Annotated in this window: 18 protein-coding genes; 12 read left to right on the top strand and 6 right to left on the bottom strand. The window is 55.5% G+C overall.

Annotation, left to right across the window (positions count from 1 at the left end; all coding sequences use genetic code 11):
* Positions 1-8: 8 nt before the first annotated feature.
* The 10 genes from fliJ (at position 9) to rcsA (ending at position 6,767) form a co-directional block, all read left to right on the top strand.
* Positions 9-452: a flagellar export protein FliJ gene (gene fliJ, locus GYRE_RS16515; RefSeq protein WP_006820576.1), complete on the top strand. Its 444-nt coding sequence runs from the start codon at positions 9-11 to the stop codon at positions 450-452.
* Positions 449-1,675, top strand: coding sequence for a flagellar hook length control protein FliK (fliK, locus tag GYRE_RS16510; protein ID WP_038256752.1), 1,227 nt, complete (start codon positions 449-451; stop codon positions 1,673-1,675). The genes fliJ and fliK overlap by 4 nt, the downstream gene beginning before the upstream one ends.
* Positions 1,676-1,775: 100 nt before the next feature.
* Complete coding sequence (fliL, locus tag GYRE_RS16505; RefSeq protein WP_006820578.1) at positions 1,776-2,243, top strand: flagellar basal body-associated protein FliL; 468 nt, start codon at positions 1,776-1,778, stop codon at positions 2,241-2,243.
* A 4-nt stretch (positions 2,244-2,247) separates the two neighbouring features.
* Entirely contained in the window at positions 2,248-3,252 is a 1,005-nt protein-coding gene (fliM, locus tag GYRE_RS16500) for a flagellar motor switch protein FliM (RefSeq protein WP_006820579.1), read from the top strand.
* Positions 3,249-3,662 (top strand): flagellar motor switch protein FliN, encoded by a 414-nt coding sequence (gene fliN, locus GYRE_RS16495; RefSeq protein ID WP_006820580.1) that lies wholly within the window; start codon positions 3,249-3,251, stop codon positions 3,660-3,662. Before fliM ends, fliN begins: the two co-directional genes overlap by 4 nt.
* A gap of 1 nt (position 3,663) precedes the next feature.
* Positions 3,664-4,041 carry a flagellar biosynthetic protein FliO gene (gene fliO, locus GYRE_RS16490; RefSeq protein WP_038256749.1) on the top strand — a complete coding sequence of 126 codons (378 nt, stop codon included), beginning with the start codon at positions 3,664-3,666 and terminating at the stop codon, positions 4,039-4,041.
* On the top strand, positions 4,041-4,778 hold the full coding sequence (gene fliP / locus GYRE_RS16485; protein ID WP_006820582.1) for a flagellar type III secretion system pore protein FliP: 738 nt from the start codon (positions 4,041-4,043) through the stop codon (positions 4,776-4,778). Before fliO ends, fliP begins: the two co-directional genes overlap by 1 nt.
* 11 nt (positions 4,779-4,789) lie before the next feature.
* A complete protein-coding gene (gene fliQ, locus GYRE_RS16480) occupies positions 4,790-5,059 on the top strand; it encodes a flagellar biosynthesis protein FliQ (protein ID WP_038256747.1) in 270 nt (89 codons plus the stop codon).
* Positions 5,060-5,065: 6 nt separating this feature from the next.
* On the top strand, positions 5,066-5,860 hold the full coding sequence (gene fliR / locus GYRE_RS16475; RefSeq protein ID WP_038256745.1) for a flagellar biosynthetic protein FliR: 795 nt from the start codon (positions 5,066-5,068) through the stop codon (positions 5,858-5,860).
* A gap of 283 nt (positions 5,861-6,143) precedes the next feature.
* A complete protein-coding gene (gene rcsA, locus GYRE_RS16470) occupies positions 6,144-6,767 on the top strand; it encodes a transcriptional regulator RcsA (protein WP_006820585.1) in 624 nt (207 codons plus the stop codon).
* Positions 6,768-6,810: 43 nt separating this feature from the next.
* Here the strand turns inward: rcsA and dsrB are convergent, their stop codons facing one another.
* Positions 6,811-6,999, bottom strand: a complete 189-nt coding sequence (dsrB, locus tag GYRE_RS16465; protein ID WP_006820586.1) for a protein DsrB — start codon at positions 6,997-6,999, stop codon at positions 6,811-6,813.
* A gap of 258 nt (positions 7,000-7,257) precedes the next feature.
* Here dsrB and yodD point away from each other — a divergent pair, with 258 nt between their 5' ends.
* A complete protein-coding gene (gene yodD / locus GYRE_RS16460; protein WP_038256743.1) occupies positions 7,258-7,485 on the top strand; it encodes a YodD family peroxide/acid resistance protein in 228 nt (75 codons plus the stop codon).
* A gap of 278 nt (positions 7,486-7,763) precedes the next feature.
* Here the strand turns inward: yodD and dgcQ are convergent, their stop codons facing one another.
* From dgcQ to GYRE_RS16445, 3 genes are all read right to left on the bottom strand, one after another.
* Positions 7,764-9,440, bottom strand: a complete 1,677-nt coding sequence (dgcQ, locus tag GYRE_RS16455; protein WP_038256740.1) for a cellulose biosynthesis regulator diguanylate cyclase DgcQ — start codon at positions 9,438-9,440, stop codon at positions 7,764-7,766.
* Between the two features lie 96 nt (positions 9,441-9,536).
* Entirely contained in the window at positions 9,537-9,716 is a 180-nt protein-coding gene (locus GYRE_RS16450; protein WP_006820590.1) for a YodC family protein, read from the bottom strand.
* 77 nt (positions 9,717-9,793) lie between these two features.
* Positions 9,794-10,711: a DUF808 family protein gene (locus GYRE_RS16445; protein WP_112471385.1), complete on the bottom strand. Its 918-nt coding sequence runs from the start codon at positions 10,709-10,711 to the stop codon at positions 9,794-9,796.
* Positions 10,712-10,882: 171 nt separating this feature from the next.
* Between GYRE_RS16445 and yedA the strand changes: the two genes are divergently transcribed.
* Positions 10,883-11,794: a drug/metabolite exporter YedA gene (gene yedA / locus GYRE_RS16440; protein ID WP_006820592.1), complete on the top strand. Its 912-nt coding sequence runs from the start codon at positions 10,883-10,885 to the stop codon at positions 11,792-11,794.
* Here the strand turns inward: yedA and GYRE_RS16435 are convergent.
* Positions 11,769-12,266: a very short patch repair endonuclease gene (locus GYRE_RS16435; RefSeq protein WP_038256735.1), complete on the bottom strand. Its 498-nt coding sequence runs from the start codon at positions 12,264-12,266 to the stop codon at positions 11,769-11,771. The genes yedA and GYRE_RS16435 overlap by 26 nt on opposite strands.
* On the bottom strand, positions 12,247-13,680 hold the full coding sequence (locus GYRE_RS16430) for a DNA cytosine methyltransferase (protein WP_038256734.1): 1,434 nt from the start codon (positions 13,678-13,680) through the stop codon (positions 12,247-12,249). The genes GYRE_RS16435 and GYRE_RS16430 overlap by 20 nt, the downstream gene beginning before the upstream one ends.
* Positions 13,681-13,820 lie beyond the last annotated feature (140 nt).

Below are 13,820 nucleotides of genomic sequence, written 5' to 3'. Positions count from 1 at the left end.
CTGCGATTATGGCGCAACATGGTGCATTAACGACATTAAAAGGTCTGGCCGAAAAAGAAGTGGATAACGCCGCGCTGCGCTTAGGCGAAATGCGTCGCGGGTTTCAGCAAGCGGAAGAGCAGCTGAAAATGCTGATGGATTATCAGCTTGAGTACCAGAACAACCTTGCCGGTGACATGACGCGAGGGATCGGCAGCCTGCGCTGGCAAAACTATCAGCAGTTTATTGCTACGCTTGAAAAGGCCATCGACCAGCACCGTGAACAGCTTTCCCAGTGGGAGAGCCGTGTCAGCCAGGCCCTGACCTTCTGGCGTGAGAAAAAACAGCGTTTACAGGCATGGCAAACGCTGCAGGACAGACAGGCTGCCGCCGAACTGCTGGCAGAAAACCGTCTGGACCAGAAAAAAATGGACGAATTCGCCCAACGAGCAACCTTAAGGAAACCAGAATGATTAGCTTGCCGAAAATTATCCTTAGCGATACCGACGTCTCCGCCGCCGGGCAAACGGCGAAGCTCCCCGGTGACGCGCAGGATTTTCTCTCGCTGCTGGCGGGAGCACTTTCTGCCAAAACAGGCGGCGATGGTAAAACTGCGCTGACGCTGACCGATTTGCAAAATGCCGCCGCGGGCCTTGCCAAAGGCGACGCCAGGGCCGGTGCCCAGAAGCTCAACCAGCTGTTGGGCCAGGCTCAGGAGCATCCTGAAGCTGCGCTCAGCAAGTCAGATGCCGAAACGCTGAGCGATGCGCAGGCGCTGCTGGCCTCGCTCACCGCACCGCTGGCCAACACGGATGCGGCAAAGACTCTGGCACAGGCTGACGTGAAAACGGGGCTGAAATCTGATGCCCGCGGCCTGCGCGAAGACGACCTTGCAGGCTTAAGCGCGCTGATGGCGATGCTGCCGCAGGCGCAAACATTGAACGTACCGGCGACCACACCATCCGCACAGGCTAACGTCACCCTGTCCGGACTTGCCAGCACCGCGGCTCAAAGCGGGACATCACTGGCCGCCACAGAGCTCCCGGGTAAAGGTGAAGGCAAAAACGCACCGCTGGCGGCAAAAGCCGGTGAAAATCCAACACTGACACAAAACTCCCCGCTGGCGGCCACTGCGGCCGTGAAGGCGGAGGCTGAAAGCGCGCCCACGCCCACCGCGTCTACCACGCCCGTCGCACCGATGATGAGTCCTGCCACCGCGCAGCCTGCGGCGGTCGCCAGCGTGCCGACCCCAACCATCAGCGCACCGCTGGGTAGCCCGGACTGGCAGCAGAACGTTAGCCAGCACATCACGCTGTTTACTCGTCAGGGACAGCAGTCCGCCGAACTGCGTCTGCACCCGGAAGACCTGGGGCAGATCCATATTTCCCTCAAGCTTGACGACAATCAGGCCCAGCTGCAGATGGTTTCACCACACAGCCACGTTCGCGCGGCGCTGGAAGCCGCCCTGCCCACCCTTCGCACGCATCTTGCGGAAAGCGGCATTCAGCTGGGGCAAAGCAACATCAGCAGCGAGAGTTTCTCCGGGCAGCAACAGCAGTCGTTCTCGCAGCAGCAGAACGCATCCCGCTCTTCTGCTCAGGGCTCCGCCGCGGCTGAAGAAGACGACACGCTGCTTGCGCCTGCCAGCCTGCAATCTCTCACTCGAGGCACTGGCGCGGTCGATACGTTCGCCTAACGCCAGAGGTAACGTGATTATTCCCGTCTTTTCCACGCTTTGACGCGCGCGGGAGACGGGATAATCACACCATAAGCTGTAAACAGGATGACCGTAACAGATGACAGACTCTGCTCTCAGTAAAAAACGTAAACGCTCAATCTGGATCCCGTTGTTAGTGCTGGTGACGCTCGCCGCCTGCGCCACCGCGGGATATAGTTATTGGCGTTTGCAGCAACACCCCGCCGCGAGCGCGAAACAAGAGGTTCCGCCGCCGCCTGCGCCTGTGTTCTATGCGCTTGATACCTTCACCGTTAACCTTGGCGATGCTGACCGCGTGCTGTACGTCGGGATCACGCTGCGCCTGAAGGATGAAGCCACCCGCCTGCGCCTGAGCGAGTATCTGCCGGAAGTTCGTAGCCGCCTGCTGCTGCTGTTCTCTCGTCAAAATGCAACCGACCTTGCCACCGATACCGGCAAACAAAAACTGGTCGACGCTATCAAGAGCACGCTTGCCCAGCCGCTGGTTGCAGGTCAACCGAAGCAGGAAGTGACTGACGTTCTGTATACAGCTTTCATTCTGCGGTAATCCCATGGGCGATAGTATTCTTTCTCAGGCCGAAATCGACGCACTGCTTAACGGCGACAGCGACAATGCAGACGAACCCAAATCAGGGAAAGTCAGCGACAGCGATATTCGTCCCTACGATCCTAATACCCAGCGTCGCGTGGTGCGTGAGCGCCTGCAGGCGCTGGAAATCATCAACGAACGTTTTGCCCGTCAGTTCCGTATGGGCTTGTTCAACCTGCTGCGTCGTAGCCCGGACATCACCGTCGGTGCAATTCGCATTCAGCCGTATCATGAGTTTGCCCGCAATCTGCCGGTGCCAACCAACCTTAACCTGATCCACCTGAAGCCGCTGCGCGGTACCGGGCTGTTCGTGTTCTCACCAAGCCTGGTGTTCATTGCGGTGGACAACCTGTTTGGTGGTGACGGCCGCTTCCCGACCAAAGTGGAAGGCCGCGAGTTCACCCATACCGAACAGCGCGTGATTAACCGCATGCTGAAGCTGGCGCTCGAAGGTTACAGCGATGCCTGGAAAGCCATCAACCCACTGGAAGTGGAGTATGTGCGTTCCGAAATGCAGGTGAAATTTACCAATATCACCACCTCTCCGAACGACATTGTGGTCAATACGCCGTTCCATGTCGAAATTGGCAACCTGACCGGGGAGTTCAATATTTGCCTGCCGTTCAGCATGATTGAGCCGCTGCGCGAAGTGCTGGTTAACCCGCCGCTGGAAAACTCCCGCAGCGAAGACCAGAACTGGCGTGAAAACCTGGTACGCCAGGTGCAGCACTCCGAGCTGGAGCTGGTGGCGAACTTTGCCGATATCTCGATGCGGTTGTCGCAGATCCTGAAGCTGTCACCGGGTGACGTGCTGCCGATCGAAAAACCTGACCGCATTATTGCCCACGTGGATGGTGTACCGGTGTTGACCAGCCAGTACGGCACATTGAACGGTCAATACGCGTTACGCGTAGAGCATTTGATTAATCCGATACTGAATTCGCTGAATGAGGAACAGCCCAAATGAGTGATATGAATACCCCGTCCGATGACAACAGCGGAGCAATGGACGATTTGTGGGCTGATGCACTGAACGAACAGAAAACCACCACCAGCAAGAGCGCTGCCGATGCGGTGTTCCAGCAGCTCGGCGGTGGCGATGCCAGCGGTACGCTGCAGGATATCGATCTCATCATGGATATTCCGGTCAAACTGACCGTTGAGCTGGGTCGTACCCGCATGACCATCAAAGAGCTGCTGCGCCTGACGCAGGGTTCCGTGGTGGCGCTCGACGGTCTGGCCGGTGAGCCGCTGGATATTCTCATCAACGGCTACCTGATTGCGCAGGGTGAAGTCGTGGTCGTTGCCGATAAGTACGGCGTGCGCATCACCGATATCATCACCCCGTCCGAACGTATGCGTCGTCTGAGCCGCTAAGATGAAAACCCAGGCCATCGTCAGCCAACCTGCTACACCCAACTCGTCACCGCTGATTCAGGTCAGCGGTGCCCTGCTGGGCATTATTTTGCTGATCCTGGCGGCGGCCTGGCTTGCCAAACGCGTCGGACTCAGCGGCGTTAAATCCGGCGGTAACCGGGGGCTTAAAGTCAGCGCCAGCGCTTCGCTGGGCCAACGTGAACGGGTGGTCATTGTTGACGTTGAGGACGCCCGCCTGGTGCTTGGCGTGACCTCGGGTCAGGTGACCCTGCTGCATACGCTGCCGCCTGCACCAGCCGCTGCCGAAGAACAGAAAACGGTCCAACCCGATTTCGCCTCGATAATAAAAAATACTCTCAAGCGTTCCGGGAGATCCTGATGAAGCGCGTGTTATCCCTTTCGCTGACCGCTTTGTGGTTGCTCTCCCCTGCCGCGTTTGCCCAACTGCCGGGTCTGGTTAGCCAGCCGCTGCCGGGCGGCGGTCAGAGCTGGTCGCTGCCGGTACAGACGCTGGTTTTTATTACCTCGCTGACCTTTATTCCGGCCATTTTACTGATGATGACCAGCTTCACCCGCATCATCATCGTCTTTGGTCTGCTGCGTAACGCGCTCGGAACCCCTTCGGCACCGCCTAACCAGGTGCTGCTGGGCCTGGCGCTGTTCCTGACTTTTTTCATCATGTCGCCGGTTATCGACAAGATTTATGCCGACGCCTACCAGCCCTTCAGCGAAGATAAGATTTCGATGGAGCAGGCGCTGGACAAAGGCGCCCAGCCGCTGCGTGAGTTTATGCTGCGCCAGACCCGTGAGGCGGATCTCGCGCTGTTCGCCCGCCTGGCCAACACCGCCCCGTTGCAGGGGCCGGAAGCGGTGCCAATGCGGATTCTGCTGCCCGCGTATGTGACCAGCGAACTGAAAACCGCATTCCAGATCGGTTTTACCATTTTCATTCCGTTCCTGATTATTGACCTGGTTATTGCCAGCGTCCTGATGGCACTCGGGATGATGATGGTACCGCCAGCGACTATCGCCTTGCCGTTTAAGCTCATGCTCTTTGTTCTCGTCGACGGTTGGCAGCTGCTGATCGGCTCTCTGGCCCAGAGTTTCTACAGTTAAGGAGTCTGACGATGACACCTGAATCGGTCATGATGATGGGCACCGAGGCGATGAAAATCGCCCTCGCGCTCGCTGCTCCCCTGCTGCTGGTAGCGCTGGTTACCGGTTTGCTTATCAGTATTCTGCAGGCTGCAACCCAGATTAACGAAATGACGCTGTCGTTCATTCCGAAAATCATCGCGGTGTTTATCGCCATTATCGTTGCCGGTCCGTGGATGCTGAATCTGCTGCTCGACTATGTGCGCACGCTGTTTTCCAACCTGCCTTACATCATTGGCTAACCGTCTATGATGCACGTCACCAGCGACCAGTGGCTGCACTGGCTAAGCCTCTATTTCTGGCCGCTGCTGCGCGTGCTGGCGCTGATCTCGACCGCGCCGATCCTCAGTGAGAAAGCCGTTCCTAAGCGGGTGAAGCTGGGGCTCGGTTTTCTGATTACCTTTGTCATCGCCCCGATGCTGCCGCCCACCGACGTCACGCTGTTTTCACCAAACGCTCTGTGGCTGGCGCTGCAGCAGGTGCTGATTGGCATTGCCCTTGGCTTTACCATGCAGTTTGCCTTCGCGGCAATTCGTACCGCCGGGGAAATCATTGGTCTGCAGATGGGGTTGTCGTTTGCCACCTTTGTGGATCCGGGCAGTAACCTCAACATGCCGGTGCTGGCGCGCATCATGGATATGCTGGCGCTGCTGCTGTTCCTGGTCTTTAACGGCCATCTGTGGCTGATTTCTTTACTGGTCGATACCTTCCATACTTTGCCCATTGGCGGCGAGCCGTTAAACAGCAATGCGTTTATGGCGCTTTCCCGCGCTGGTGGGCTCATTTTCCTCAACGGTCTGATGCTGGCATTGCCGGTGATTACCCTGCTGCTGACCATCAACCTGGCGCTGGGTATGCTGAACCGAATGGCACCGCAGCTCTCCGTTTTCGTTATCGGTTTTCCGATTACGCTTACCGTCGGTATTTTATTGATGACGGCACTGATGCCGTTGATTGCTCCTTTCTGCGAACGTTTATTTAGTGAGATTTTTGATTTGCTCGCAGATATTATCAGTGAACTGCCGAAAATAAACTCGCCTTAATCCCCTTCTTATCGCACCGTTATTCTAAGGATATTCCTAAAAAAAATTAGAGGAAACATCTACCAGGATATATCTGGCGCGGCTTATTTGCTTTTAAGACATTCACATAACACAACATTTACTTTACTTTGAGAAGATTCCTGGCAAATTATAAGTAACTTTACGGGATAGTTGAGGTCGCCTGATTTCGTTCGCCCTGCTCATTTTAAGTTTAATTCAGGTCGTGGGATTTTGATTGAAGGTGATGGGTTAATTATCGTTACACATCGAGTGGGGGTAAGCCATGTCAACGATTATTATGGATCTGTGCAGTTACACCCGGCTGGGGTTAACCGGGTACCTGACAAGCCGGGGGGTGAAGAAGCGCGACATCTGTGACGTAGACAGCGTCGAAGAGTTCGCAAAAGTGTGTGAAAGCCGTCAACCGTCTGTCGTGTTTATTAATGAAGACTGCTTTATTCATGATCCGCAAAGCAGTCAGCAAATCAAGCAGATCATTAATCAACACACCAGGACAATGTTTATCGTATTTATGGCAATCGCAAACATCCATTTTGATGAATATTTACTGGTCAGAAAAAACTTACTAATTAGCTCTAAATCAATTAAACCGGAATCACTGGATGACATTTTAGGGGATTATCTCAAAAAAGAATCAAATGGGGTTGGTAATATTAATCTCCCTACACTTTCGTTAAGCCGTACTGAATCCAGTATGCTGAAAATGTGGATGTCGGGACAGGGTACGATCCAGATATCCGACCAGATGAATATAAAGGCAAAAACAGTTTCTTCACATAAAGGTAATATTAAAAAGAAAATAAAAACACATAACAAGCAGGTAATTTACCATGTTGTTCGGTTAACCGACCATGTTACCTCTGGGATCTACGTCAACATGCGTTGATGCCTGTTAGCCGGCGGCCATGCCGCCGGTTTAACGTCAGCGGTTATTCACTCTTTTCGACGAAAATCCCGTCTTCGTGTCCCAGTTCATTAAAGAACCAGATGCCCAGTGGGTAATCCTCAAGCGATACCAGATACATCGTGCCTTCACTGAACGGCTCAACCGCCAGCACTACGCCCGGCCTGCGTTCACCACCATCGGTTTTCACCGTCACTCGATCGTTGACCTGCATACGCTTCTCTCCACAATGCTTTTCAGCCAGTGTAGAACAAAACGCATTCGCAATCAGCGTGCCTGAGTGTGATCGGTGCTTTTATATACTCTAAATCATTCGAGTTGCAGGAAGGAGGCGACGCAGTGGATCCCCGGGAGCTTACATCAGTCAGTGACTGGGGTGAGCGAGGAAGGCAACGTACATGCAACTTGAAGTATGACGAGTATACGCGTCTATACTAATAGATGAGCCAATGACCCTACGGAGGCAGGGCTTATGAAAGATGGGAAAATGCATGCCGACAGAACCCGGGGCGGGGACGACGTCGATGTCGACGCTCTACTGGCCGCGATTAACGAAATCTGCGAAAGCGAAGTTCACCGTTCCAGCGATGACCCCAGCCACGTCAGCGTGGACGGCCGCGAATATCACACGTGGCGTGAAATGGCCGAGGCGTTCGAGCTGGACATTCACGACTTCAGCGTGACGGAGATGAGTCGTTAAGGCGAAAAAAATCCCGGCGCCGTTCGGCCCGGGATGAAGCTTGCATATGCAAGAAGCACTTAAAATTCGTTACACCAGAAAATCTGATGTGGCTCACACATTATCGCCAAAAATTTTGTGTGACAAGGATTATTCCTGACGTGAATAATTGAATTTGCATAGATTTTTTTGGGCACTACCGCTCCGGCCCTGGTGATAAAGGGATCGGTCCCAATCAGCGGCCACCGATCCCTTGGCAAAAAATTTCAATTATTCCCGCAAGAGGCTCATCTGCCGTTTCAGGAATCGTCGGCGCCACAGGTCTGGTTACGGCCATTCTGCTTCGCCTGATACAGGCGCTTGTCGGCAATCGACTGCAGAACCTCAAAATCGTACTGCCCGGTTTCGTCGCTGCTACTCACCCCAAGCGACGCGCTGATGCGCTGCGTCGCCCCCTTGCCCACCAGCAGTTCCCGGCTATGGATACGCTCACGGATACGCTCTGCCGCCTCCATCGCCGTGCGTAGCGAGGCCCCCGGCAGCACCACGCAGAACTCCTCTCCCCCTACGCGGCCGGCAATGTCTGCCTCGCGGATCTTGCTGGTGATAAGGCTTGCGGCATGCGAGAGCACCCGATCTCCCGCCTGATGACCATACTTGTCGTTGATCTGCTTAAAGTAGTCGAGGTCGAGCTGGATAACCGAAATCGGCAGGAGCTTCTCTTCGCACTCCTGGGTGGCGGTGACCGCACGTTCAAACAGCGCACCACGGTTATAGAGGCGGGTCAGCGCATCATGCCAGGCGCGCCACTGCAGCGACTCCTGCAACCCGGTCATGTTGGCGACCATGCTGCGGATAAGCCACCAGGAGAACAGCAGCATGCTGGTGAATAGCAGCCATACCAGCGCCAGCGCGATAGTAATGGTGCCAAAATCACCTCGTATCCCCTCATTCAGGCTGTGAATTCGCAGCAGTACACCGTCGAAGTTACGCAGCTTCTCCCAGCTAATGTAGCGGGTCACCAACCGCAATCCGCCGCGGTTGTCATGTTCAAAATCGTTAGCTAACTGCGCCTCTTCCAGTTTGTCGAGGTGGATGATATCCGCCCCCACCGCTGAAGAAGCGATCAGGTTCATCTTGCTGTCGTACAGCTGGTATTCCCCCTCCTCCTCGCCCTCAACGGCACGCAGGAGGAAGTTTTTCATTTCGCTGACGGAGAAGTCCATCGCCAGTACGCCGTACCAGTAGTGCTTAAAATCGAGTGGTAAAGACGCGGTGACGAGGCTTGCCTCAATGCTTTCTCCTTTCGGAGCGGGCTGCGTGTACCAGCGGATGCCGCGCGCCGGGTTATTACGCTGTGACTGCTGGGCAAACCACGGGCTGGTAACGAGGCCGTAATAAGCCATAATCACCGATTTCGGGTTCTCGTCCGGGTTGCTTGAGAGAAAGAATCCGGCGCGGGAAACGTACAGCATACGGTCAGCCAGGCGCTGGGAGGGATGAGAAAGACGCAGCAGGTAGCCAAGTTCAAGCGTTGCGGTCAGCTCATTATCGCGCAGCGGGTTGTCGCGATTAAGGATCGACGTTTCATCGACAAATTTATCCGACACGCCATACACCGGCAGCGTGCGGCTTTTATCGATAAGCACGGTCCATTCAGGCTGACGGCGCTTGTGTTCAAAGTCATCTTTCGCATTGCGCAGCACTTCAAACCCGAGAGGGATTTCTACTGCCGAACGCATTCCGTTACGAAAAAAGAACAGACGATCGACGTTGAACTGGAGCTGGGCATCCATCTCATGGGCAACGTTTTCGAGGTTATTACGCTGGCTGGAGATGTAGGCATCTTCCAGTACGACGATCTCGCGCCAGGTGAGCAGCGTGGAACAGAGTAAAACGATGATAAAGCAATAGTTGACGACCCTTCCCGGGTTCGTACGGCGGCTGAGATAGTTCAGCCAGGAGGGCTTTTCCACAGATGTTACGCGGTGCACAAAAACTCCATGATTGCCGTGGCAGGGCACTGTCAGATTGCTCAGTAAAACGCCCGGCAACGTTGCCGGGCGGGGTCGCTACGCCTCGTTCTGAACCGACTGCCGCCACGGCACCAGTTCATCTTCCCGGAACGCCTCACGCTTTACGCCGTAACCATCGTACCAGCGGCACTCAACCATCCCGCTGGAAAATCCGGTCACGACCATGCTTGGCCCACCGTTTTTAGGCTTAACTTCATCACTGATCAAAAAGACCATTGTTGCCTCCTGTATCAGGGTGAAACCCTCAAACCTTAGACGAAATCCGTCAAATTTGCGTAATGGCAGGACGAATTTTACGCTTTTGTCTGGCGCAAACGGCTGACGACAGAAACGGCCCCCACCACCACCGCGCCCACCACAAAACCGAGCAGCAGATTGAGTAAGGTTGGCAGCATCCACTGGATGGCAGCGGCCTGGCTCGCGGTAAAATATTCAATGGCGTGATGCAGCGGCGCAACGCCGTGCACGATAATGCCACCACCGACGAGGAACATCGCCGCCGTCCCGACGACCGACAAAAACTTCATCAGCCACGGTGCGATAAACAGCAGCCCCTTGCCCAGACTCTGTGCCAGCTGGCTGCTTTTTTCCGCCAGCCAGTAGCCCATGTCGTCCAGTTTAACGATGATCCCCACCAGGCCATAAACCCCAATTGTTACAAGAATTGCAATGCCGGAAAGGACGAGCACCTGATTCAGCAGCGGCGCTTCGGCAACAATGCCCAGCGTAATCGCCACGATCTCGGCAGAAAGAATGAAGTCGGTGCGCACGGCGCCTTTGATTTTGTCCCGCTCAAAGACCTGGGGGTCCTGGTTCGCCAGGCTCTCCAGCCGCTGCGCCGCCGCTTGTTCATCTTTTTTATGTTTGCGCGACTGCAGGGTATGCAGCACTTTCTCCACGCCTTCAAAACAGAGGAACGCGCCGCCCAGCATCAGCAATGGGGTAATAGCCCAGGGCAGAAAAGCGCTTATCAATAGCGCCAGCGGAACCAGGATCACCTTATTAAGAAACGACCCTTTCGCCACGCTCCACACCACCGGCAGTTCCCGGTTGGCGCGTACCCCCGAAACCTGTTGGGCGTTCAGGGATAAATCGTCCCCCAGCACCCCGGCGGTTTTCTTCGCCGCCAGTTTTCCCATCAGTGAAATATCGTCCAGCAAGGTGGCAATATCATCCAGCAGCGTTAACAGACTTGATCCCGCCAAAATAATCGTCCTTCAATTTATCGTTATTAAACATATAGTATGTAACAAAAGCGCCAACGCGCCCACTCATACAAATTGTCAACAAAATTAAAACATTCACCGACAGTGAAAGCGCTCGCCAGGCGGATAGTTTTCACGTTTACTATACGCGACCTTTCTATCTTGCCGTGAGGAAGTATGCGCTCCAGACCCTTACTCCCCCTGATTGGCGCGCTGTTTGCGCTGTATATTATTTGGGGTTCGACCTATTTTGCTATCAGCATCGGCGTTGAAAGCTGGCCTCCGTTTATGATGGCGGGCGTGCGCTTCTTGTTTGCTGGCGTTTTACTGTTGGGCTTTCTGCTGGCCACCGGGCATAAACTTCCCGCACGGCGCCCGATGCTGAACGCCGCGCTGATTGGCGTTCTGCTGCTGGCGGTTGGCAATGGCTTTGTCACCGTGGCCGAGCATCAGCACGTACCTTCCGGCATCGCCGCCGTGATGGTCGCCACCGTGCCGCTGTTTACGCTCTGTTTCAGCCGCTTTTTTGGCATAGCCACCCGTAAACTCGAGTGGTTAGGTATTGCCATTGGTCTGGTCGGTATTATTCTGCTCAACAGCGGCGGCAACCTCAACGGCAACCCGTGGGGCGCGGTTCTGATCCTGATTGGCTCCATCAGTTGGGCGTTTGGTTCAGTGTACGGCTCGCGCATTGAGCTGCCGAGCGGAATGATGGCGGGCGCCATTGAGATGCTAACCGCCGGGATCGTCCTGATGGCGGCATCGCTTTTAACTGGCGAAAAACTTACGGCAATGCCAACGCTCTCCGGCTTCCTCGCCGTGGGTTATCTGGCAATTTTCGGTTCGCTCATTGCCATCAACGCTTATATGTATCTTATTCGTAACGTCGCGCCTGCGGTCGCCACCAGCTATGCCTACGTGAACCCGGTGGTCGCGGTGCTGCTGGGCACCGGTTTCGGCGGCGAGCACCTTTCTGCCGTGGAGTGGCTGGCACTGGGGGTGATTATTTTCGCGGTGGTTCTGGTAACGCTCGGCAAATATCTGTTTCCGGCACGCGCCAGCGCTACGCCGTGTAAGGATCTGAAGTAACCGTCAGCGGCGAAATGCCCTGAGTATCTATCTGCGCGGCGGGGCTGCCGCCGTCGCAGATCCACTCCTCGATTCGTTCACGCAGCGCCTCATCCGTTAGCTTTTCCCGCCCACGCAGCGCACACTCCCAGACGACCAGCACCCGCCAGCCCTCAGCGCGCAGCAGGGCAAGATCCCGGCTATCACGCTCAACGTTTTTGCCAATCTTGCCAAGCCAGAACGCGGTACGGGTGGCAGGAACTTTAAACAGATAGCAGTCGTGATGGTGCCAGAAACAGCCGTGGGTAAAAATGATGCAGCGATACTCCGGCACCACGAAGTCCGGCCTTCCCGGCAGAGAGGCATCCTGTACGTTGAAGGTAAATCCGGCCTCCTCAAGCAGCAGTGCCAGGCGTTTTTCGATGGCGGTGTCGCGGGTGCCAATCGCCCGCATATTTTTACTGCGGGTGGCCTTATCGTGAACGTCCGCCATGCAGAGCCTCTTGCTCACGCAGCGCCGCCGCCTGGCGGATGCGCGACTCCAGCAGTTTCGCGACAGCAGCAAACGCCGGGACGACCACCGAGTTACCAAACTGGCGATACGCCTGGGTATCTGACACCGGAATACGGAACTGATAGCCCTGCGGCGCTTCAAACCCCATCAGGCGGGCGCACTCGCGCGGCGTTAACCGACGAGGACGATGCTGCTGATTCGTTGGATCGTCAAAATTCTGTTCACCGAGCGCCTTGTCCCAGCCACGGTCGATAAGGATTTCTGCACCATCTTTGTAGTATCGCGCCGAAAGCGTGCGCGCCACGCTGTGCGGATTGCGCGGGTCTACCAGACCATAACCGAAGCCGTTACCTTTGGCCTGATGCTTTTTGGCATAGCGGTAGAGGTACTTCCACAAAACCGGAGTCAGGATAAATTTGGCATCCACCGTCGGTTCAAGCAGTTCCCCAAAAGTCGTTCGACGCTCCGGGTACAGCGCCGGAATGTCGCGCAGGCTAAAGCCTTCGTGCAGATTAAGATCGCGGCGAAAACCCACCAGCACGATGCGCTCGCGGTGCTGCGGCAGGAAGTGCTGCCCGTCGATAATCTTCGGATCATCGGCCCCCATCTCAGCGGCATCAGCAACCTCGTATCCGAGCCTGTCGAGGGTTTCCATAATAATGCGGAAGGTTTTGCCCTTATCGTGGCTTTTAAGGTTTTTAACGTTCTCAAGCACGAAAATCGCCGGACGGCGGGCATCGATAATCCTGACCACGTCAAAAAACAGCGTTCCCTGGGTATCGCAGGCGAAACCGTGCGCCCGACCCAGCGCATTTTTCTTGGATACGCCCGCCAATGAGAACGGCTGGCAGGGAAAACCGGCCAACAGCACGTCGTGTTCGGGGATCGTCTCGCGAATATGCTGCGCTGCCTGCGCGTCGCTGACCTCAGGTTGATGGCTTAGCGTCACGTCGCGGATATCGGTATTGAACTGATGTTCGTGTGGATCGCAATACCAGTTCGCCTTGTAGGTGCGCACGGCATGCTTATTCCACTCGCTGGTGAACACGCACTGCCCGCCAATCGCCTCAAAGCCATGGCGAATGCCGCCGATCCCGGCAAACAGGTCGATAAAACGAAAACCATAGTGCGGATGGTGTTTCGGCGGCTTCGGCAGCAGTTCATGCAGCCGCGCGTACTCTCCCTCGCTCAGGCGTTTATCGGCTTTAGCAAGGGCGACTACTCTCTTCAGGATCGCCGGGCTCCAGTGCTGTTCGCCCTGCGCGTTCAACTGCGCTACCAGCGTTTTCGCATCATAGATGGTCAGCAAGCGGATTAATAACGCGTTAGCATCCCGCGCGGGCTCTGTCGTTGCCCCACGGGGGGAGAGTTTGAATGACATGTTTTCCTGCATTGGGGTAACCGGACCAGTCAATTATGGCAAAAGAGTACCATAAAAAACCGGCGCAACAGCCGAAGCTTGCTGAGATTAGTCTTAGAACCTACCCCATCAGGCGTAATCGGCGAAGACAGTTTGGGCACGGACAGCGCGGA

This window comes from Yokenella regensburgei ATCC 49455 (assembly GCF_000735455.1).
Classification (GTDB): domain Bacteria; phylum Pseudomonadota; class Gammaproteobacteria; order Enterobacterales; family Enterobacteriaceae; genus Yokenella; species Yokenella regensburgei.
This window is presented reverse-complemented; position numbering and strand designations above follow the sequence as displayed.